Source organism: Nocardia sp. NPDC006982 (assembly GCF_042869435.1).
In the GTDB taxonomy this organism is placed as follows: domain Bacteria; phylum Actinomycetota; class Actinomycetes; order Mycobacteriales; family Mycobacteriaceae; genus Nocardia.
The window spans coordinates 368,104-392,526 of sequence record NZ_JBIAFV010000003.1 but is presented as its reverse complement, the minus strand read 5'-3'; the positions used below and the strand labels follow the sequence as shown (position 1 = coordinate 392,526).

Annotated in this window: 1 protein-coding gene; it reads right to left on the bottom strand. The window is 66.2% G+C overall.

Going from position 1 to position 24,423, the window contains the following annotated elements; all coding sequences use genetic code 11:
• Nucleotides 1-23 precede the first annotated feature (23 nt).
• Nucleotides 24-24,422 (bottom strand): helix-turn-helix domain-containing protein, encoded by a 24,399-nt coding sequence (locus ACFYOW_RS15085; protein ID WP_387288160.1) that lies wholly within the window; start codon nt 24,420-24,422, stop codon nt 24-26.
• Between the last annotated feature and the right edge of the window lies 1 nt (nt 24,423).

Below are 24,423 nucleotides of genomic sequence, written 5' to 3'. Positions count from 1 at the left end.
ACATGCCTTGCAGCGCCGATCAGTCAATTTCCGTTGCCGTGGGCGTATCGCCCGCGCTCGCGGTCGATGGGTCGCGCGACCCAACCGTGTCCAGATCGCCGGCGCTCCACCCGAGCGAGAGTGTGGCCGCGTCCGGCGGTGATCTGCGCGACGTTGGCCAGCGCTTCGGTGGGCAGCCCGGTCGCCGGGTCGCGGTGCAGATAGCCCTGATGCACGGCCTCGGCGCCGGCGAAGTTCGGTGAGTCGGGGAACTCGGCGCCGATTCGCTGGCCGCCGAACGCCTCGGTGGCGGGATCAATGCCGTGGCCGAGCCGCGGGTTCACGCGGCTCCGCGCGCCGGGCCGGTCCGCGCCGAACATGGTCACCGGATCGCGCCACGAGGCGGCGACATAGACATTCTCCACGCCGATGCCGAATTCTTCGGCATGGCGAACCGGGCCCGCTCCCGGTGAGCCCGAGAGGGTTATCGAGCCGACCAGGCCCGCGAGCCTGCCGTACCTGCCCGCATAACATGTCGTCACCGAACCGTAGCTGTGCCCGTAGATGCGGTTGACGAGCTGGTCGGGGGCCGCGGTTCCGGCAAGACGTCTGGTGGCGTGGAATGCCGCGATGTCGCATAGCAACCGGTGGCCGCCAACGCGTGCGCGTTCTCGGAAGGCGGCTTTCGCGAACCCGGTGTTCACCGGCCCGGTCGGCGCGTCGTATCCGATCCAGATGATCGACGCCAGCTCGAGTGACTGATCGACGCGCAGTGTCTCCTCGTACAGGTTGCGCAGCGGCTTGAACTGGTAGGCCAGCGAGGAAGAGGTCGTATTCGTCCCGGGCACATGCCAGTTCACCGTGTGCGCGGTGTCCACATTGCCGAGCGCGACGACGGCCTTGCCCTTGCCGTGGAAGGCGGTGGAGTCGTAGGACAGCAGATGCACCGGAGGACTGCCCGGTGTCTCGGTGGCCTGCCGGTCCAGCTGTCGCAGGTGATTTCGGATATGGATCAGGTTGCTGAACTGTTTTCGCTCGGCGGCCCTGAGTCCGGTCCGGATCCAGTCGAGCATTCCCACGCCGACCGGCTTGCGGGCGACGAACTCGTCCAGATCGCGACGAATCGATAGCCGGTTGGCGTGGTCGCGGACCGTGGCGGGAAGACCGTCGGCGTTACCGATCCGATGCGGGTAGACCTGAATGAGCGCCCGTTGCGTGCTGCTCAGTCGACCCGGTTCGTCCGGGTTGCGCAGCGAATTCCACCACTGACCGTTCTCGGTCGCACGGCGTTGTGCGGCGTCCGCGAACAGGTGATCTCCCGGACGCTGCAACATATCCGCGTTGTCGAAGCCGCCCGCACGGAGCGCCTCGTCGGCCAGCCGCCGCTGTTCGTCATCGAAACCGTGATCCACGGGCAACGAGCGCCAGCGGTTGACCGCGTCGGCGTGCACAGAATCGGTGCCGTTGTTGTCTGGACGTCCCGGCTGCACGGAGTCCCGCCGGTCCATCCAGCCCAAGACCGCGTCCAGACATTCGTCCGCCGTATACGTCTGGGCCGCTGGGTAATTCGCTTGCTGCACTGAGGCAGGGCGCGGCAATCCGCTCTTGTCGAAACCGTACGTGTCTACAGCGGACATTCCGGCACCTGACGCGATCCGCCCCGCGAGGTGGCGGACGATGTCGACCGCACGCAAAGCGCGCACGGAATCGTCGGGTTCGAAGGTGTCGGGCGACGTCGCCGGTCCGAAGCGGTTGACCAGGAGTCGGCGCTCGGCGGCCGTGAGCTGGTCGAGTGCCGTTTGCAGGTCAGCGGTATTCGCCGCGGCCAGCGCGGTGGCCAACATCGTCTGCGACCGGTTGTGTTCGACCGCAAGGGCCAGCACCCATCGACGAGCCGCGATCAGCGCCATGCTGCGAATCATCGGTGTATTCGCTCCCGCTCGCAGTCGGCTCAGCGCTGCCCGATGCTCCGGGCTGAGCCCGTGCACAGCGTGTTCCATCTGCTCTTGGCTCGCCCCGGCCAGCAGTGCTCGCGGATCCGGCTGGTCGGCGCTCGTCAAGGCGGCATACATGGCTGCCCGGAAACGCTCGGACTCGGATGTCGTGGAAGGCAGGACGGCAGGACGGCTCGGCGCCACACGCCGATTTCTGAGCTTGCGGCGGACACTCGCCAGGTGCGCCCGCACATCGCGCACCGAAAGATCGAGTGCCACCGCTATCTCGTTGTGCGTCATGCCCTGTCGCACTCGAGCGAATACTTCGGTCTCGCAGGCGGTGAGCGGGACCAGGCCCGGCGGGTTGTCGGCGGGACCCTCGGGGATCAGGTGCGATGGTTGTTTGCGGAGTCGGTCGTCGAGGTGCGGCTCGTCTATCGCCTCCCGCGACCAAGGCGTCGTCTGGCCCGGTACGGGGCGTCGTGCTGGCTGGTCCTGTTCGTGTGGTCTGCTGCCGATCCAGCCGCCCGGCTTCGGACTCCGCCGGCCTGGTTCCGAATCGCCGCTTTGCGCATGTGGTCGACCCGGCTCCGCCCTCCTCGTGGTCCACGGTGTCCGCGATACCGGGCTTTTTTCGCTTTCGATCACATCTGCGGATCCACGCGGGGCGTCCGACTGCGAATCGTCGTCCTCATGTGGCCTGCTACCGATCAGGCCACGTGGACGTCCCGAAGCCGGTGGATCATCCTGCGGCGGGAGATCGACCTCGAGGTCGGGCGTGACCCGCGGTGGCCGCTTGGTGGTGACGTACTCATGAATCACCCACTGCGGCGAACCGACTGCCACCCCATGAATGTCCGCCTCCGCGAACCCGACAGCAAGCGCCTCCTCATCGTTGAATACGGTCTTGGCTTCATTACCGAAGGCGTACTCGGGCAGCCGGGCGAACCAGGTCCACCAGTGCTCGTCGACCAAGCCGAGCCTCGACAACTGTGAATAGGTCTGCCCCAGCACCTGTCGCAGGTTCTCCGAGAGCCCCTCCTTGGCATCGATCGCATGGATGAATTCGTGGACGGCATCGTGGTGGAATGGTCTGTCGCCGATCGGATTGATCCCGTCTTCACGCGATCGGACGCCCGATTCGACAAACAGCTCCGGCCTGGCCGCATGGTGCAGGCTGAAATGAATCCGCTTTGTTCGACCCGCCGCCGCTACGCGATCTACATGCCAAGACGCTCTGGCACTGGCTTTCGTATCGCCGAGGTAATCGATCCGGAATTCCCGGATATTGGTCCGGCCGGGGAACCTGGTGAACATCTCGTCCAGCCCATCGAGGATCTCCTCGACGACATGGGCGCGCACATGCGGATGGTCGAACCCCACCATCGTGACATACGGATACTTCAGGTTGAACACCTCGACCAACCGCGCCTTGGCCTCCACATCGTCATCGCCCCATTCGTCGTCGAGCCCCGCACGATGCAACATCTCCCACGGGGTGGGCACAGCGTGCCGTTCGATCTGTGCCAGCGCTGCCAAGTACCCGCTGTGGATGTCGAGCAGCACATCTCGGTGTTTCTCGGGAGCCGGATAACTTTCGATCCACGATTCGAGGTAGGTCACCCGCTCACGAATGTCCTCGACCGCCCACCTCGGCAGGGCGTTGTCCAACCACACGTCACGGCCATCGATACGTTTTACGAACTTCGCCGCGAACACACCGGTCGGCGCGTCGACGTCGGATCGGGCGCGCCCGCCCATCACATCGTCGTAGCGACCTATACTCCACTCGCGCCCGGTCCGATTCGTCCCGGTCACCGCATCGAACAGGCCGAGCAGCACGGCCGAGGACGAGTCCAGAATCTCCGGGGACAAGACGTCGAAGCTGTGCCCGGGCCGCCCGTGCGGCGTGAGTTCCCGATAAACGCGGTCGTCTTCCAGGTTCAGCATCGCGTGGGTCACCGGAGCACCCATGACAGCGGCGACCTTTGCCTGCAACACCTGGATATCCGCTTTTATCGGATCTGAATATCTCTCTGCGAACACCCGCAAGCCGTTGCCGAACATCACCTCCTCGACCCGCAGCCCCGGCGCATCCTCGACCACGAACCGTTCCGCGATACCGGACTCCAGACCCGCAAGAACCGACTCCTCGAACCCGGGACCAGCAAATGCACGCTCACCAGGCGAAACCTCGAACGGCCTGCTGCCGACGAAACCGCTCTCACCCTCACCCCCCACCGGTCGGCTGCCAATGAGGCCACCCGGGTTCGGGCTGCCCTCGCCCGGCTCGGCATCGGGTACCGGCAGCTGATCCTGCTCCGCCACCACCTCGGCCCCCGGAGTGAGCGTGGCCGGACCCCGCTCGCTCGCGGTCACTTCGCCCGATCTCCCCGGATCGAACACATCGCGCAGCCGCGCGACACAATCGGCGAGAACGTCCCCCGCCGACGCCATCGTCAACCCCAACCGCGCGGCCACGTCGGTCAACGGCTCACCCTCCACCAGATGCAGCATCACCAACCGCTCAGCGGTATCAGGTTCGGCCAAATCCGCCAGCGCACCGCGAACTGTCGTCGCGAAATCGGTATCGGAAAAGCCTGTGGCAGCAGCCGGATCGGCGATGTCTCGACTCGGCTCTCCATGTTTGCCCTGGACCGGCGAATCCAAATGCACGGTGGGCCGAGCCAGAATCTCGCGCGCCAGTGCCACATCGGCCACCGGGTAACCCACCGCGCGCGCAATCGCCGCATCGTCGTGAACTTCGCCCGCGGCAACCATCCGGTCGATCTGCGCTCTTACTGTGCTGACTTTCTTCAGGGTGGGATTGTCGAGATCCGGGAACGCGCGCGCGAGATGGTATCGGAGAATTGCTCTCCGACCGCCGCCCCAGGCATGGGCGGCGAACGACGCGGAGGGGACGTGGCTGTCGATCGCGCTCAGAATTCCCATCCACGCGGCCTGCACGGCCTCATCGCGGATATCTGGAGATTCACGACGCGCCAACGCATCCGGAATCCACGCAACCGTCGCGCAAATCTCGTCCCGGATCGTCTTCTCCTCAGCTGAACCCACCCGGCTGACCACATATCGGTGGAAAAGAGCTTCTTCCTCCCGGTTACCGGAACGCTCGTAGCGACCCGCATAGAATTGCTCGACCGCCTCCAGCAACACATCACCACCCACACCCAACGCCCCACAGAGCTGCCGCAATCTCCGCACCGGCGGAAAACGCGTTCCGAGTTCGACGGCGGAAATGTAGGGCTGGGACATCCGCGCCCGACGCGCAAGCTCTTTCTGCGTCACCCCGCGCTCGAGTCGCAACTCCTTGATCCAACCACCCAGCAATGTGTGCGGAGGGGGATTGATCTCGAGGTCCGGATCGAAGTGGCGGGTGGCGGCCCGTAGGAGTTCTTCACCGGGTAACGCGGGATCGTGCGCGGCGGGGTCGAGGTCGAGATCCCGATAGAAATGGCGAGCAGCGGCGGCGAGTACTTCCGGCGCAACTTCCAGCGCCTGGCAGATCTGACGGAAGACCACCCAGTTCGGGGTCTGTCCACGCTCGATTCGACCGACCGATTGTTTCGGTATGCCCGCGGTCCGGGCCAGCTCGGCCTGAGATATGTCCCGGTCATAGCGCAACGCCGCAATCCAACTTCCGGGCAACCCAGGGTCGTGCGCGGCGGGATCGAGATCGAACTCGATGTCCCGATAGAACGCGCGAACCGCCTCCGCCAGCGATTTCTGCCCTACCCCCAGAACTCGCGCAATCCGCAAGAACCGACCAGGCAGCGGGTACACGCCATTCTCTATTTCGGTGACGCTCGTCGGTGCTATATCGACTGCGCGTGCGAGATCCGCCCTGGTCATGCCCTTGCTGTTACGAAGAGCCGTCACCCAGCCACCCAGCGACGTATGGACAGCCGCATCGGTGTTCAGCGGTACATCCGAATAGAACTGCCGGACAGCGTCGGCCACTGCATCGTCATCGAGCCCGAGTGCCCGGCAGATCTGGTGAAAGTTGCGCAGCCGCGGCCTCGATTTCCCGCTCTCGATAAGAGACAGCGCGCTATTCGCCAAGCCCGCCGCTTGCGCGAGCTGTACCTGCGTCATCCCCCGCTCGAGCCGCTCGGATTTGATCCACGCACCCCGCAAAGCATCCGTCTGCCGATCAGGCTCTTCATGTGGTTTGCTGCCGATCAGATCACCCGGACGACCGGAGGCGGGCGGATCCGCCTGGGGCGCAAGATCGACCTCGAGATCCGGTGTGATCTGCGGCGAATGCTTGGTGGTCACGTACTCACGGATCGCCCACTGTGGCGTACCGACCGGCACGCCATGTATGTACGCTTCGGCAAACCCGACAGCGAGCGCCTCCACGTCGTCGAGTTCCGTCTTGGCATCATCGGTGAAGGCGTAGCTCGGCAGCCGCGCCAGCCACGTCTGCCTGGACTCTTCGATCAGGCCAGCGCTCCAAAGCTGTTCCCAGATCTCATCCAGCACCCCCCACAAGTTCGCCGACAGCCGCTGCCCGCGGTCCTCGATCGCGTGGACATCCATCGCGTGCACGAACTCGTGTATCGCGGCGTAGCGAAAAGGCCGGTCACCAACCGGAATGAACCCGTGTCGAAGATTCCGGATACCGAGTTCGACAGTCGATTCCGGCCTGACCGCGTCATACAGGTTGAACACGATCTTCTTGGTGCGACCTCGCGCTACCGGGTCCCCATTCGGGTATGTGATGGCGTTGGCTTCCCAGTAACCGAGGTAATCGATCCGTAGTTCGCGGATGTTGGTCCGGTTGGGGAACCTGGTCAACATCTCATCGAGCCCACCGAGGATCTCCGCGACGACATCGGCGGTCACATCCGGATGGTCGAACCCAGCCATCGTGAAATGCGGATACTTCAACGCGAACGTTTCGACCAACCGCGCCTTGGCCTGCGCCGCCGCATCGAGCCCCGCCCGCGGCAGCATCTCGCTCGGGGTCGGCACGACGTGTCGTTCGATCTGTGCCAACGCCGCCAAGTACCCGCTATAGATATCGAGCAACCCATCGAGGTATGGCCTCGGGGCCTCGAGACTGTCGATCCATGATTCGAGGTTGGTCATCACCAGCTCACGAATGTGCGCAACCGCCCACCTCGACAACGCGTGATCCAGCCACACCTCACGGCCATCGATACGCTCGACGAACTTCGCCGCGAACATACCGGCTGGCGTAGCGTCGGGGTCGGATCGGGCGCGTCCGCCCATCACCTCGCCGTCCGGGCTCACACTCCAGTCGCGCAGCGTACGGAACGTCCTGGTCACCGCGTCGAACAGGCCGAGCCGCATGGCCGAGGGCGAGTCCAGAATGTGTGTGGTCACGACGTCGATGCTGTCGCCGAGCGGTCCGGGGGTGATTTCTCGATAGACGGGGCCACCGGATCTGCGCTGAAAGGTATGAGCGACCGGAGCGTTCATGATGGCGGCGACTTTGCCCTGTAATATCTGCACAAGCGCCTCCATCGGAGCGGCATACGTCTCCTCCAGCACCCGCAGGCCATCGCGGCACGTCAGCAACTCGATCCGCACTCCCGGCGCTTGCTCCACCGAAACACGTTCCGCAATCCCGGATTCCAGTCCAGCCAGCGCCAGTTCCTCGAACCCGGGACCAGCGAACGCACGTTCACCAGGCGAATCCTCGAACGGCCTGCTACCGATCAGTCCACCAGGACCGCCCGAGTCCGGATGATTTGGATGCGGTGGGAGATCGATCTCGAGATCCGGCGTGACTTGGGGTGGACGCCCCGTGGTGACGTAGTCATGGATCGCCCACTGCGGTGACCCGGCCGCCGCGCCGTGGATGTCGGCCTCAGCGAATCCGACCGCGAGGGCTTCCGCGTCGTCGAGTACCGTCTCGGCTTCGTTGACGAAGGCGTATCTCGGCAGTCGAGTGAGCCAGGTCCACCAGGACTCGTCGATGAGGCCGTGGTTCGCCAGTTGTCCCCAGGTTTGTGACAGTGTCTTTTGCAGGTTCTCCGACAGACCCTCCACTGCATCGATCGCGTGCACGAACTCGTGCACGGCGTTGTGGCGAAATGGCCTGTCGCCGACCGGGTTCAATCCGAATTCGAGAAACCGGATTCCGCGTTTGACGGTCTGTGCCGGGTTGGCCGCATCGCGCAGGCTGAACCGCATACTCGAGGTTCGGCCCGCCGCTGTGGGTTCCGTGTAGTTGTGGGTTCTGGGGCTGCTGGCTTCCCAGTCGGTGTAGTCGATCCGCAGTTCGCGGATATTGGTTCGGTCCGGGAACCTGATGAACATCTCATGCAACCCATCGAGGATTTCCTCGACGACATGAGTGGGCACGTCGGGATGATCGAACCCCACCACCGCGACGTGCGGATAGTTCAGAGTGAACACCTCGACCAACCGCGCCTTGGCCTGCGCTTCCGCATCAAGCCCGGCGCGATGCACTCGCTCACCGAAGGTATGCACGGCGTGCCGCTCGACCTGTGCCAGCGCTGCCTCGTACCCCGCGTGGATATCGAGTAGGGCCGTTCGGTGTTCCTGGGGCATCGGAAAATTCGAGATCCACGTATCCAGGTGCGACACCTGCTCCCGGATAGGCGCGATGTCCCACGTCGGCATGGCATGGTCCAACCACACCGCGCGACCGTCGATATACCGCACGAACAACGACGCGAACACACTGATCTGCCCGGCATGGACATCGGATCCGGAACGTCCGCCCATCACATCGTTGTCGGCCACACTCCACTCACGCGCCGTCCGGCGAATTCCGGTCACCGCATCGAACAAACCGAGCCGCAGCGCCGCGTCCGAGCCCAGCAGCTCCGGGTCCACAACCTCGACGGTGTCCCCGAGCCGCCCAGGGGTGAGTTCCCGATAAACGCGGTCGTCCTCCAGGTTCAACATCGCGTGGGCGACCGGAGCACCCATCATGATGGCGACCTTGGTCCGCAACACCTGCACCAGCGCGTCGATCGGATCGGCATAAGTCTCCATGAACACCCGCACGCCATTGCCGAACGTCAGCTCCTCGACCCGCACCCCCAGCCTGTCCTCCACCACGAACCGTTCCGCAACACCGGATTCCAGGCCCGCCTGCACCAACTCCTCGAACCCAGGACCAGCAAACGCACGCTCACCAGGCGAATCCTCGAACGGCCTGCTGCCGATCAGCCCACCCGGACCTCCGTTCCGGCCGGTCGCCGGTCGGTTGCCGAATCGCTCGTCGTCCCCGGGGCGCGACCGTGCGCCGCTGTCATCGGCAGATGCTCTGCCGGTCGTCAGCGGGTCCGGTGACGGTGCGAACTCGATGCGGGTACCGCTGATAACGGCCTCCCGCACGGCGGGATCGGATTCCATCGCGTCGGCCACGGCGAGTATCCGCTGGTAATCCTCTTCCTCGCCGCGCGCCACCACACGTCCGGCCTCCAGCGATACCCGGGTCCGTGACGGCGGAATCGTTCGGCGAGAGTGCGGGTCGGTGTTCAGCGCGGCGTGCACCATCATCCTTGCGCTGTTTTCGTGGCTGTACGGCCGCATAAGTGCCTGCAACCCGCGGGCCGCCGCCCAGGCGCCGGGCAGGTCGTCGTGTATTGCGGCGAGCGCAGTTACCCAGTTGTCGATCGGCACAGGGGCACCGAGAGGTTGTTCGACCAGGTTGAATCGGTCCGCGAAGTCGCGGTAGTCCGCCAGCTCGGCGAGGAAGCGGCCCACTCCGCTGGACGATGGCACCGCGACCGGCACACCCTGCTCGATCGCTTCGGTAGCGACCCGGCCGAATCCCTCGGCACGCGACGGCATAACCACGACGGTCGCCGCACGGATATCGTTTCGCAGCTGCACCCGACTCGACGTATACGGCTTCACCTCGACCGCAGCCGGGTCACCGATCATCCGGGCCAACGTGGTGTGGGCCCCTTCGACGCCACGTTTCGGGTAGCCCCGCACCACCAGCCGCACGTCGCGCCCCTGCGCGCGCAGTCGCCGCACTGCCGCGGCGATCTCCGCGGCCCCCTTCAATTGGTCGTCGACCCGGCCGAACAGCAGAATCCGCGCTGGGTCACCGGGTGCGGGCTCCGGTGGCTGCTCGGCGATCTCCAGACCCGGCTGCAGTTCGTGCACCGAGCCGTGGCCCGCCATGACAGCCGCCGACAGCGCATCCGTGGCCAGCACCGGGCCGAGGCCCGTCACAAGGTGAGCACGCCGCGCCAAGTAGATGCGGGCCGCGATCGTGGCGCGACCGCGTTCCGGACTGTTCCTGAGGGTCTCCCACAGCATCGGTGTCAGGTGGTGGACGCTCACCAATTTCGCGGCGGGATAACGGGTCTCGGCCGCCAGCGCCGATTTCACACCGTCGTCCTCGGCATGCACGATCACCAGATCCACCGACTGCGGCAAATCGCCCAGGTGCCCGTCGAACAGCACTCGCCGACTCGCCCCGGAGACACGCTTGCGGTAGCTGTACACCTTCACATTCGAACTCGGGGCACCCTGCGCGATCTCGTCCGCCAGGACGATCACCTCGTGCCCGGCCGCCGCCAGCCCCTGACACAGCGCCACGTTCGACGCGGACATACCTGCCCCGTCGCTGCCCCACACCCGGCAGCGCACCAGAATCCGCTGCCGGGTGAGGTCGAGGCGAACCCGATGCCGGACCTGGTCCTGCGGCAGGAGAGCGGTGTCGATGTCGATGCGGCCGTCCACGTCGGACAGCTCCCGGCGCAATTCCTCCGCGGTCATACCGGGTGCGGGATCGGTTGCGTCCGTTCGGGTGTAGTCCAATTCGGCGAGCAATCGGCGCCGACCGTCGGCGTCCTTGGCCGAGGTCACGACGAACACGGCATCGGCCCCGGCATGTGGCAGGGTGAGTTCCGCGAGACGCGTCATCGCGTCGATGATGTCCTCGCGCGCCCGCGCGGAGCCCGATTCGGGCAGTCGCGCGGCCACGGCGTCGGCGAGGGCGCCGGAGTCCGATGTGTCAGCACCCGGCCCGATGACCACCTGCCAGCGGAAACCGCTGTGCTCCTCGCGCATCTCGGCCGCGTGCAGCCGGGAGTCGCGATAGGCGTCCAGCGGTGTATAGCCGGGGTCGTTCGCCAGTCGGTCGGCGATCTCCCGCGCCTTCGCGGCGTGGTCGCGGCGCATCTCCCGGTTGGTCAGCAGCCACCCGTCCGGCGGACGGTATCCGCTGTCGGGGTCCGCGAAACCGGCCCGGTCACGCAGGCGGTCGACGAGGGCCTGGCGTTCGAGCATGCTGGTGCTCTCGCCGTCCCGGTCCGACCGGACCCACTGAACGACCGCGTCCGGCTCCGACAACGTCTGCAGGCCCGCGGCGGCCACCCACCTGGCAACGCGCATCGCCGTCTCGAACTCGCCGCCGGTGAGCTCCCCCCACCGCTGCCGCATCTGCGCCACGGCCGCGGGCGACGCGATCATCTGTGTCCCGGTCCGCGCATCGAATCCGAGCCCGGTCACCGCGAATCCGAGCACCAGGGCAGTACTCGCGGCACAGCCGTGCACCAGGGCGCGGGCATGGAGCAGTTCCGCCGACCGCGCGGTGTCCTGGCGTCGCGGATTGCTGCCATCCGCGAGATCGCTCCAGGCGTTCGCGATCATCGCCGCCATGATGTCGCCGAGATCGGCGCCCTGCAGCAGGCCGTTGTCCAGGATGTGGCGCAGCTCCTCGGCGACCCGCATCCCGTTGCCATGCCGGTTCGCCGCGCCGGGCTCCCGCAACTCGCCGACGGCGTCGTGGCGAATGTCATCGGCGCGACCGATGTCCGGGCCGCCGTACAGGCTCCGGCCGACGCACAGTCCCTCGGCCGCCAACCGCACCCCGCGGCGGATTTCCGGATCAGCGAACTGTTCCGGTGGCACCCGCGCGCCCAGGATCTCGGTCACCTCGTCGATCTCGCGCCCGATCATCTCTGCGGGCAATGGCCCGGACGCCGAGCTCAGCAGGTCATCAGCGCGCCAATCGGCCGATGCCACATCCCTCGGCAATCCACGCTCCCGCCAGCCGAAGCGACCGCCGGAATTCTCCGACGGCCGACTGCCGATGAGACCACCGGGCTCGCGGTGTTGCTGCTGGTCACGGGTTCCGGTCGAACCGACGAGGTATGCACATTCGGTGACGTCATAGCCGTTGAATGCCGTGTCCGAAAGATCGACCCGGACCGGAGTCAGCTCGGGGCGCGCTTCGGCAAGGTAGCTGTACAGCGCGGGACGATTCGTTGCCGCGCCGCCGCAGTGGTCGTCGATGACGATCGCGAGCCGACGTCCTCGGGACGAGGCGATTCCGTGCGCCCAGTCGGTGAATTCGCGGTAGAAGTCCGCGACGGAGACGTGGTTGATATAGGTCTCCAACGGGTTGAGGCCGCGAATGAGAAGGATGGGTTCACCGGATGTGCTGGTGGTCTCGATGAGCAGGCCTGCGCCAACCAATGCGGTGCGCGCCGGGTCGTCGGGATTCCGGACCATGATGACGGCTGTCATATTCGGCATCGCCTCGGCGACCGAACGATACCTACCGGCCCAGCAGGCACTGGCAATATGCCCGGAAAGCTCGAGCAGCGGCCCCCGCGTCGGAACGAACCGCAGCCGCGTGGTGTCGCTCGAGGCTCCGACGCCCTGGGTGCGTGCTATCGCTTCGTCCAGCGCCGCGACACTCGTCATCCGCCGGAAAGTTCGAGCGCCCTGCCGGTGTGCGAAATACCGTGCGAACACCTCCTGATTGGTGATGTGCTCGACGAATTCCCGGACGCGAACGATATCTTCCAGCGTCGGTTCGCCCACACCGATATGTCGCAACCGATCGATCCATTCCGGATGCTGCTGCATTGCCCAGGCAAAGCAGATTGCCCGCAGGTCGTCATGTAACTCGCCGATACGAGCCAACCGCTGGAAATTTTTCTCGAAATCCCGGAGTGAACGCAGTGCCGGAAATTGCGTCGCGTGCTCGGCCTTCGGTGCGATGAGTTCCTTCAAATCCTGTGCGCGAGCTGCCATGTACCGCCGCGCCGCGTCGTTGATGGGCGAACCGTCGGCGAGCCTGCCCGAAGCGATGGAATGCTCCAGGGTGCCGATATGCTCGGCGATGCCGCGCCCGAGCTCGTCGAGCAGATGGGTGATCGGCCGCCGAGCAAGAGTGATAGCCGAGCGCGCGGCCTGCAGATTCTGTGCCAGCCGCGCGAAACGGGTCAGCAGGTCCTCGGTCCATTGCGGCCCCGACGCACCAACGCGGGTCCGCAGTTTGGCGACTTCGACCACACCGCTTGGCCGATATTCCTCGGGCATCGGTGCGATGCCGCCTTCCGCCGTCGCCCGTTCTTGGTCGCGGAGCAGTTCACGCAGCGACGCAATGTCGCGTGGCCCCTCGTCGGACTTGTCATAGCGGGTGACGCCGATCAGCAGCTGGGCAAGGAAGTCCGAAGACTGCACCTTCGCCAGACTCTCGGCCGACAGACCCGCATCTTTCACCTCAGCCACGAAGGCGCGCGCAACGTCCTTCAACTCACCGAGGACCGCCTCGCCCGAACGCTGCAAGCCGAGCGCGTTTCGCTCGGCAGCGTTCGCGCCGTCCGCCAGCACAGTGCGAAGCCATCGGGCGAACTCGGGCGTCACATCCCGGACGAACTCCATTGCCGCGCGAATCGTCGGTGGCCGCTGACCGACCGGCAGCTCACCCACCGTCTCCACATAACAAGCGAATTCGCGACCGCTCGGACCTCTGATGTAGAGGTCCTCCACGTCACGCAACTGCTGCGCGGTGAATGCCACCTCCGCCCGCACATCGTCCGGGATACCGGCGATTTGACGGGTCCGCAGAAACACGTCCGTGAATTTCCGATGGACCGAGCCGGGGGAGAAATCATCGAGGGAGACCAGTACGTCCCAGGCGACCCGATCCTTTCCGGGCGGATTCTTCGTCGCAAACCCGTCGAACATCGTGAGCAGACGCACATCCACAGCACCGGCCGGAATTTCCGCAACTCGGCGCAACTCCCGGCCGACGGCATCGAGATCGGCCGCAATCTGTTTCGACATCCGGCTGCTGACATAGGGTTCGAAATGAGCGTTTTTCTCGCCGATCTTCCGCAAAGCGTCGGCGATCTCGGGGCTCGCCAAGAATTCGACTCCGGCGCCGATCGTGTCACCACTCCAGTGAATGGAGTTCGCCATGTCGAGCAGGATGCGGTGCGCCATCGGAGTAGAGATCACATCCACGATCTCGGGATCAGCCGCGAGTCTGGGCTGAGTCTGCTGCCTGTGGAGGTACATGTCGAGGAAATCGCCGCCGCCGACATTGAGCTCGGCTTGTATCCTGTTGCGCTCGAACTCGTCCGCGAGCAGGTGAAAGAAATGGACTATTCGGGTGTGCTCGTCGGCTGGCCGTCGGGTCAGCCTGCGGGTGAGGAGTTCGATGTCGTCCGTGCTCAACGACAGGCGGGATCCGAGCCGCGCGAGTTCCCCCGCGGCATCCGTCGGCGTGACCACCGGATCGAATGCGTCCAGCGCGGACGAGAAGTTCTCCTGCAGCCACCCGTGCACCATGCGATTCACAGTTGCGAGCTCGATTTCGCCACGGGTCAGCCAGCGGGCATCGATGCTGTGCTTCGCGTCGACACCCGCGACGAACCGCTCGGACGAATCGACCGCCACCATGCCGGTTTCCGCGATCTTCGCCGGACCCACGGCATGCACATCCAACTCCACCGCCTCGAGTGCGGACGGCAGCCGCCACATGCCCCGCCTGCCGTCGCGGAAGACCTCCTTGACCATCAGGAACCGCTCGACGCCGGTGGCGTCGACATGCCTGGCCAGCATGTCGGCAGCCGGTGACCGGACACCGGGAAAACGTTGACCGAGAAGCTCGATGACGTCCTCGCCGGAGGGACCGTCCGGAATAAGAGAGCCGGGGCGCGTGCCGAAGACCCGGGCCAGTTCGCTGTCCAGTTGTTCGGTGAGGGCAGCGAGCCTGGTTTCGTGGTGGTGAGCCTGGTCGGTGACGCGGGCGATCATGGTGAGACCGCCGAATGCCGTCGCCCATCTCCTGGTGTTCCCATCGTCAGAGAAATGCCGATAGTCGTCCAGTTCCCGCTCACTCAGCTGCGCGGGGTCGCGGCCGACGGCGGCACTTAGTTCTGCCGTCGCGACATCGAGCAGGCTGTCGAGGCGGGTTCGACCAGCCGAGCCAGGAAGAACGTCGAACCACACCAGTCCCTGAAAATCGCAGGCTTTCTGGAGACCGGCGGTGTCGATCGCGTCGAGAGCATCCTCATGGACCTCCAGCTCCGTGGCCAGCGACTCCAGGCGGTCGGCCAACGCCCGCCGAATCCTGGCCGCCGGTTCATCGCGTCCCAGCTCCGCGCCGCGCTGCTCATCGGCACGAAGCTGCCCCGCCAGCTCGTCGAAGCAACCGAGACGCCAGGCGAGCACCGCGACGCGGTCGGCACTCTCCAGGACCCCGCGGCTCACCACGAACCGTTCTGCGGCCGAGTGCACCACGCCGGGTGGGTGACGGTGCGCGTCGCCGATGCTCGTCCACCCCATCAGCTCGTCGACGTATAGGTCGCGCTCGGTCGGATTCCGCAGCATGCGGCGCTCATTGAGCTGTGCCCACACTCGCCGCCGACGGGAGTCGGCGGCAAGCTCGTCGGGACGCAGCCGCAGCAACTCGGCCAGCCGATGCCGATCGACGACCTGCCGGGTCGCCCAGTCCTGCAGCACCGGAGAACCCGGCTGCAGGGCCGTCGACAACGGCGCCCCGAACACGGCACTCAGCCGGTTTCCCGCGACGCCGTGGTACTGCCTGGTGCGATGCCGGTAGCGCTCATATGCCGATTCCGATACCCCTTCCGTCGGACGCGCTCCGATCAGGCCGTGCGGGAAATCCTCGCCACGCACACCTGTCGATTCGCCATCGACCAGCGGGCGCTCCGGGCCGTCGGGTCCGAGGCCGATACCGAATCCCTTGTCCCACTTGCCCACCCAGCCGGACGGGTCGAACGGCGGCCAGTCGCGGGTGCGGGCGGCTCGTGCCGCGGCACCCGGCTCGACGCCGGGTGGATTGACCTGGTTCAGGTCGATCTGCACAAGACGGTCGTCGCCATCGTTGCGGACCAGCACCAGATCCACGCCGCCGCCGTGGTCACGCGCCGGGTTCTCGACGGCCAGCAGGGCGAACGCACCCGGTCGGTGTGCCAAATGCGTCGCGACGTCTGCTGGCCTATCGAACACCGCCGACCAGTCGGCGCCCACCCTGGCCGCGAATTCTTCGCCGGGCGCACCGACGGGGAGTTCAGGACCGACCAGGTGTACCGGGTGGTCCGGTATCAAATATTTGACCAGCCACAGCATTTCGGACACGGTGTCGCGGCGGTCGCCTTCCAGAAGACGGACCAGCGGACTTTCATCCGCGGCGGAATCGACCACCCAGTCGCGGTAGAACGCCCGCGTGGCGGTGATGTCGGTCAGGTCTGCCAGCCTTCGATGCTCGGCGTCCGGGCCCGTTTCGCTGGACACGAAGATCACGAGGGCTCGGCGGTGCCCCGGTCCGAACTGCCGGTCCGAGGTGAAGTCGTCGACGACCCGATCAACGTCGGCGTCGAGCCGATCGCCGGTGCCTGTATCCATGACGTGCCGATCGGTGATGTCGTCGACGTCCGGTACCAGATCCGGGTCCCCCACGGTGAGCACCAGGTATCCGGTGTCCAGGTCGAATGCCCACAGATACACCTCGGGTTGCCCGGGCATCCGATCGGTGCGCTCGTCGATACGGGTCAGTACGGCGCCGATGGTCTCGAGATAGGCCAGTCGCCGCCGTCCGGTTTCGTCCACGTTCTCCCAGCTGTCGCGCAGCCGCGCCACCTCTTGGGCGTGCCGAAAACGGCAGGCGCGGTTGCGCCACCGCGCTGGGATTCCCGGCAGCCGCGAGGTCAGGTCGTGCCGTTGTCGCACGAGTGCCGCCCGCTGTGGCCAATCCGCGCGGAGAAATGCCGCGGACGAGGTGTCATGGCTTGCCCCGTCGGCGATCACCGATCTGAACCGGCTGCGGACCTGCTCGTCCCTGCGACGGCGCGCCCGGTCCTGATCGTCGGGCATTCGGCGCTTCGCGTCGACGTGAACGGTCCCCAGGTTCTCCGACCGAACTCGGGTGCTGCCTGAATCATCTTGTTCGACAACGGGTTTCAGTCGTTGGATATCGTATCCGGTGCCGCGGAGCTCGCTGCGCAGGTCGAGGTTGTGCAGCAACATGTCGGTCACCGCGTCGTCGTGCCGGCCGTCCTCGGCTATCACGACGACAGTGGGTCCGGGCAGCAGGACGGTGTTCGGTGTCACCTGCCACGCACCGGGATTGCGGCGCACCACGTCGGCGGCTACCGTGGCGATGGCGGAGTGGTCGCGTGCGTCCTGTTCGGCCCACCATTGCCGGACCCACGTTGCCAACCGCTCGATCTTCGCGATCTGTATCTGGACCTGAGCGCGCCGGCTCGACCAGTCGGCGGGATTCTCGGTAGTGCTCGTGCTCGGATGGGACGTTCGGCGGTCTATCTCCGCACTTTCCAGCGCAACCTCGTCGCGCAGGTAAGCGATCTCGGACGACCAGCCCGCTCGATCCAACATCTCCGGAAGGCTGATCCCCATGAGACGTGCCCCGAGGCGGCAGCGCATCTCCCACAGGCGGCTCGGCCGTACGAACGTCACCACGGCTTTCTCGTAGTAGCCGCGATCGCCAACCGTGTGGTCGATGAGGACCTCGGTAAACCCTCTGCGGCACGCCATCTTTCCGGTGAACGTGGCGCGCGCCGCGTCCTCGGGGGACAGTTTTCTCCGAATGCCCGCATTGAACGTGGCGAGATTGTCGCCGCGCATCTTGTTGTTCTGGACCCAGAAACCCTCGATTCCGTGCACGATGTCGCCGAGCTCGTCCCACCCGTCGGCGAACATCCCCCCGCCACGCGGCGTGCCGTCGGCGGCCACAATGGTGTTGCGCATGATTCCGGCGCGGTTGACCTCGCTCGATACGCCGACGTAGACCCCTCTGTCGTCGACGCTGTCGACAACCTCGTAGGAATTTCGATACTCGTCGACCGGCGCGTAGTCGACCAGCCATTCCATCAGCTGATACATGGTGCGCGCGTGCCAGATTCCGAAGCCCTCGTTCTCGAACTCGGCGCCGAGTTCGACGAACCGACGCCACAAGGGCAGGAGTTCGGCGAACGGCTCGTCGCCGACGAGGCGGACTGCGACCTCGCCGACCGTGGAGAAGTGCCGGGCAAGCGGACCCAGCCGGGATGCCAACCACCGGAAATCGGGGCTATTGCCTTGCGCTGCCCACCTTCCCGCATCGGCGGTGACCAGATCGGGGATAGTCACTGCGAACTCGTGCCACAGTCCCCGGTGCTCTCTCGCGTCCGCTGTAGGCGTGCTGTCGTACGGGCGGCTGCCGACATGATCATCCGGAGCCTCGGCATCATCGGTGTCGGCCGTCATACTTTTCGCGAGTTTCCGCGCGTTGGCCGTGGTTGCTGCTGCCTGGTGGAGGCGGGCGAGGGTATCGGGGAGGGGGAGGCTGGTCTTGGTCCATTTGCCTTGGATGTTGTGGATGAGCTGGCGAGTGGCGGTGGCGGCGGCACTATCGATGGCTGCGCGAATGCTGGCTCGGCCGACGAATTCCCTGGCCTGCTGCTCGGCCTGCTCGGGTGTCAGGTCCACCAAAGCGGTCCGGCGCTGCCTTTGAAAGGCCGCTTCTTGTTTTTGTCGATATTCCTGGTAGCACGACATGACGAATCGTTTCGCGTCCCGTGCGGTATCTGGACTCGATTCGACTCGGTTTATCCAGGAGAATGCGTGCTGCAGCTTCCGCGCGTTGGCCGTATTCGCTTCTGCCAGATAAAGATCGGCGAGCGTGCCGGGAAGACCGACCTTTACGCGTTCGGCATACTGAGCCATATCGCTGACGAGTTCGGCGGCCCTGCGAGCGGCGGCGTCATCGATGGTACGGCGCGCCTCAGCACTGCCCACGTATTCGCTACTGGCCTGCTCGGCCTCCTCGGACGTCATCCCGAGTTCGTTCACCAGGGCAGTCGAGCGCTGTTCCTGTAGTGCCGCTTCCTCATTCTGTCGGTATTCCTGGTAGCACCTCGTCACGAAACGCCGTGCGTCCCGTGTGATCTCGGGACTGCTTCGGAAGCTGTCGACCACGGCGAGGGCCAGGCGAAGGGCCTCCGGCGCGGCCGAAGTCTCGTGTTCCTGCCTGGTTTCGAATGCGGGCTCGGCCGGGTCGGGGCTCTCGTGCGGGCGGCTGCCGATGCGGGCGGGTTCGGCCAACCGGGGGATGTCCGGCTTGCCGGACGTGTCCGCGTCGGTCCGCGACGGCAGATCAGGTGTGCCGTCGGCATTGACCGGCCAGCCCGGCGGTATCGAGTTGATTTCCCGCACCAGTTCCGCACTGATCTCGGCCTCCTGCGATCGGGACGGGGTATTGGCGGCGGGTGCGTCGCGGTGCGATCTGGCGGCGAGATTGCCCTCGACGTCGAACTCGATGGTTTCGAATCTGCGTTTGTCAGCGGGCAGTTTGCCGATGAACTTTTGTTGCTCTTGTCGCCAGGTGTCGAACGGCACGGCCTTGTCCAGCAGCGTGCGGCGGTCGCGGAGGTCTTTCGGGCCGTAGTCGGTGCCGGTGTCGCCGTCTCGCGAGGCCGCCAGGTCGACCACGACCAGTTTCGGGGCCTGCCCCGGCTCGCTGTCGTTGACCACCAGCACCATGTGGTCGTCGGCATCGGCAATGCCCGTGGCTTTGGCCTTGGCCGGGGTGTCTTTCCATTTGTAGACCAGGACGGTGATGCCTCCCGGCCGAGCTCTCAGCGATTCGGCCATGCCGTCCAGCGATTCGGCATTCTCGAGCGGGGCGCCGAACACGTTCTTTACCGCATCGCGGCCGTGGCCTGCCATTGTGCTGGAGGGCATCTCGATGTCGCGTCCGCTCAACACCCGCATACCGGTCACGGCGTTGTTGACGCAACTGTTGGGGCTACGGCGGTGGATCCGCACGACCAAGTCGAGCAGGGCCGCGGTGGCCAGATAGTGCGATGCCGCGGCGATAACGTCCTCGGCTACCGGATTCTCGGCTACCCGGTCCACCGATACGGGGTTCGCCGAGATGGGGGCGGCATCGTTGCGGGAGGCTTCGTCGCTGTTGGCCGACTTGGGGGTGCCCTCGGCGGACATGTGGTGGTCGACCGCTTCGCCCAGGATCTCGCGGGCTAGGGCGGGGGTGATATCGGAGGCGGGATAACCCAGTACCTTCGCGAGGTTGTGTCCGGCCTCGGTCAGCGCGGGGTCGATCGTGCGCATACCTTCGGCGCCTTCGATGGCCTCGGTGTCCCAGCCGAGTTTCCCGGCCAGGCGGTCCCGCTGCGGCACCAATTGGTCCAGCGCCTGCTCGTCGGTGAGACCCGCGTACTGCTCAACCGTTCCGGGTGCGGTCGCCTCGACCTGCTGCCGCAACACCTCCACCGCGGCGGGCGGCAGGCTCGTCCGTTCCAGCAGACTGCCGAGCGGGTCGTCAGCGCCGTCCTGTTCGAGTGCGGCGACAGTTGCGGCCGGGATCCCAAGCAAACCGGCCAGCCGTGCGGCCGGGCCAGGCGAGTAGTCCGGCTGACCGGTCTGACCGATGTCCGTACTGCCCTGGGAGCGGAACGCCTCGGCGGCGGCGAGAACGTCGGCCGGATTGTCGGTGAGGTAGGCGTGGTGGCGGATGAAGTCGGCGGTGGCGTGGCGGAGAGCACGTTCTTGCAGTCCGGGCACCAGCGAGCGGAGATTGTGGTCGGCCTCGACCAGGTTGTGGTGGTTTTCCGGGGTGGGGTCGGCGCGGTGGGCTTCGGCGACTTGTTCGTAGCGGACCGCCGCCTCGCGTACCCCGTGCAGGTGCATGGCCTTGCGGATCAGCGCGTCCTGCGGCGACATCAGCGCCTGCGCGGCGCCGCGGTCCCCGTTGCGGGCGGTGCGGTTCTTGGCCTGTTCGTGGATGTAGGACTGCTCGGGGACTTCGGTCATCCACACGAACATGCCGCCCTTGGCCTGCACCGCCTCCGACACCGCGATATCGACACCGCGCTGGCCCTGCCGGTTGATCACCAGGATCTTGCCCTGCTCACCGGCGGCATCGAAGATCTTCTGCAGCTGGCCTTCCCACTCCGCGCCCCACCCGGCGATCCGGTCCGCGTCGACCGCCTCGATCGCCTCCCTCGGCACCCCCTGGCGCACCAACGCCTGCACCTGCCTGTCGACCAGGTCGTTGCGATGACACAAGATTTCCTGGGACCTGCCCCGGCCTCCCTGCCACACCCTGTGCGCGCCTTCGGCGATAGCGCTCAGCTTGGCGCGGGTGTTCGCCACAACCTCGGGGGCGCCCTCCATCAACCGCTGCTCCTGGGCCCGGTCGACTTGGTGCGCTTCTTCCAGACCGTAGATCTTTTCCAGCACAGGGTTGAGGTCCGCGAGCGTGCCCGAGGCACCGGTGACCTCATCGAAGAACCGGTCCTCCGGACGTCCCCCTGTGCGATAGATTTCGACCGCGTTGATGGTCTTGGCCGAGTCGGCGTCGGCGCGCACCACGATCTGATGCTGCTCGGCGCTCATCCTGATGGCCTCGGCCGCCCGGATCTCCTTGGCCTCTACGGCCTGCGCCAGGCTCGCCTTACCCTGCTCGGCACTCCACCGTGATTCGCTCGAGGTCGTCGGGTTGCGTTGCAGACCGTGTTCGCCCTGATCGATGATGACGATCTTGCCCGCATCCATCACGTAGTGGGTGCTCTTGCGGCAGGTGAACTCGGCGGCAGCGGCCGTCTCGAGCCGCGACAACCCCAACCCTGCCAACCACTGTTTCCCGCCAGGAAGCTGCTCGACCTTCTCCCGTCCCCCCGGCGTCAATTCCGCTCGGCCGTCGTACCAGTACTCGATCTCAGGAGTTCCGTCGGGATAAAGGCCGACTTCTTCGGTGATCCGCGTGAGGCCGAAATCCTCGTGCGACAGCGCCCCTTTCGCCAGCGCCTCGGCGAGGAAATCGTGCGCGGCGAGCACTTCGCGTGCCGTCGCCGCTGGCGCGGCCTGCTCCACGCCTTCCGACCGGAGGAACTGTCTCTCACCACGGTCGATGATGCCGTCCATCTCATCGATCAACGCGTGGCGCGGTGGCCGGTGACCGGCATTGCACAGATGCCCGACCGTTTCGCCGGTGGCCACTACGACCGCGGGGCGGCCGGCGGTAACCGGCCCGAAACCCCGCTGCTGGTCGGCACGGAACACGTCGATCCCGAGATCGGTCAAAAGCTGTCGATACCTGGTGAATTCGCGGTGGGCCAGCCCATCGGTCGTCGTCACCAGAAGACAATCACCGTGACGCACCGCCCGCTGCATCGCCGCCGCCATGAACATCAGCGACTTGCCTTCGCCCGGCTTCATCTCCACCGGACGCTTGTCGAGCGCGTACAACCCCTCCGCCTGCTCGACCCGCAATACCATCCCCCCTGGCACAGCGTCGCTGATCGTGCCGCGCCGGATGATCTCCGCCGTCGCGATCATCGACTTCCGCGCGTCGGTGTCGAACAATCCGGCCTTCAACACCTCGTCAGGAAGGTTGCACAGCCGCAGCTGCTCCGGAACCCGATCACCAGAACTGGCGTGGAAATCGGCCAACAACTCCACCGCATGGTCACGCGCGCTCGGCGGGGGCGAACCGGCATTGTCGACCGAATCCGCAGCCGGTCCGGCCGACACGTCGCCAGTCGCATCAGCCAGAACGCTCCGCTCCGCCGTGAGAGAGTGCTCCTCGCTCTCCGGCAACCGATGTTCACCGGCAGCAGGCGTTTCGGGCCCGTCGCCGGTACCCGGGGCCGGGCGGGCGTCAACCGCATGGCGGGCTTCATCTCCCGCGGCATGCACCTTTCCGGCGTTGCCTTGCTCGTGATTCCCCGGTGATCGGTGTTCGGCGGGTGTTTCAGGCCCGGCGCCGACCTGACGGACCGGGGTGTTCGTCGAAACCTTCGGCGGCGCAGACGTTTCCGCTCCGGCCTCGATCGGTCGCGGCGCTGTCGGACTCGTGCGGGCAACCGATTCGCCCCGCTGCGGACCGCCCACCGGCGCACCCGTCTCCGAACGCCCCGCCGACCCGGCCGCGGTGTCGACCTGTGCACGCCCAGTCGCCTCGCTGTGGGGCATCGAGCTCGATACCGCGGGCGACCGCGTTTCGGCGGACTTGACCGGCGCGGTGTTTCCGTGTGCTCCGGCCGCGGGCTCTTCACCTCGCGCGCCTGCGGCAGCCACCGAATCCGGAACCGCGCCCCATGCCGCCTTCGCAGCCTCCCATGCTTGCTTCGATTCCGCGGACACCTCGACCGGCGGGAGAGCTGCGGCGTCCTCGCTGCGCATGGCCGCGGGCAGGTCGGGCCGGGTGAATGCCCCACCGCCGTCGATCATTGCCCCCGTCGGCGCAGCCGATCCGGGGCGAGCGAGGGCGTGCGCATGCACGACCCCAGCGAATCCACCGTTGAGCAACGGTGCCAGCACATGATCGAAATGGTCCGGCCAGCCGGTCACCAACGCCGCCGCACCCAAGCCCGCCGCTGCGCCCGCAGTGCCGTGTACCAACCCGAGTGCCAAGCGGCTGCCCTCGATCCGCGGAAGCACCTTCGGCGCGACCCGGCCCGCGACCATGCCGCCCAGCGCACCACCCGCCCCCGCCAAGGCCGCGACTTTGATCGATGTCAGGTCGATTCCCGTCGGATTCTCGCCGTCCGGCCCGATGACGGCGAGGGTTCGATCACCGGAAACGACCTGCAGCGCCTGCACGCCCGCGTCGACACCCACCGGCAGCGCGGCGGCCTTTGCCAACGTGACGGGCAACTGCAGCGGCCCCAGCGCCGAGAGCCGGGCTGCCGTCTTCGTCGCGCCCGCCCGGAACGCCTGCTCCAGGCCCGCGCGCATCACCGCGACTCTGCCGCGCCCTTCGACCAACATCGACTCCACCATCGGCGCCGCCGCCACTTCCCCGGCAGGACCAGCCGCGGCGGCGCTGGACAGCACACCGAAGATGCGCCACGCCAACTCGATCCCGAAGACGAACATCACACACAGCGTCTTCTCCGCATCGTTGGCGGCCGCCTGCACCTGATCAGCCAGGGACAGCGCGTCGTCACCGAGCCTGGCCGCCCCATCCCGGTGCAAACCCAATGTCTCGCGCAGCCGTTCGCCGAGGACTCCCACCGAATCCTCGTGTGCCAGCAGCTCTTTCGCATCCTCCGAGCGATCACTCAGCGCAGCTGCCTGCGCACGGAACTCCGCAGCCATCCGACGCATCCCGGAAATATCGGCACGCGGCAACTCTCCGCCGAACACCACCATCTCGATCGGACGCCGCACTGGGGCGGGCAAACCCTCGAACGAGTTCCGCAGCTGCACAACCGGGTTCAGCGCTAACGAATCGTCCACC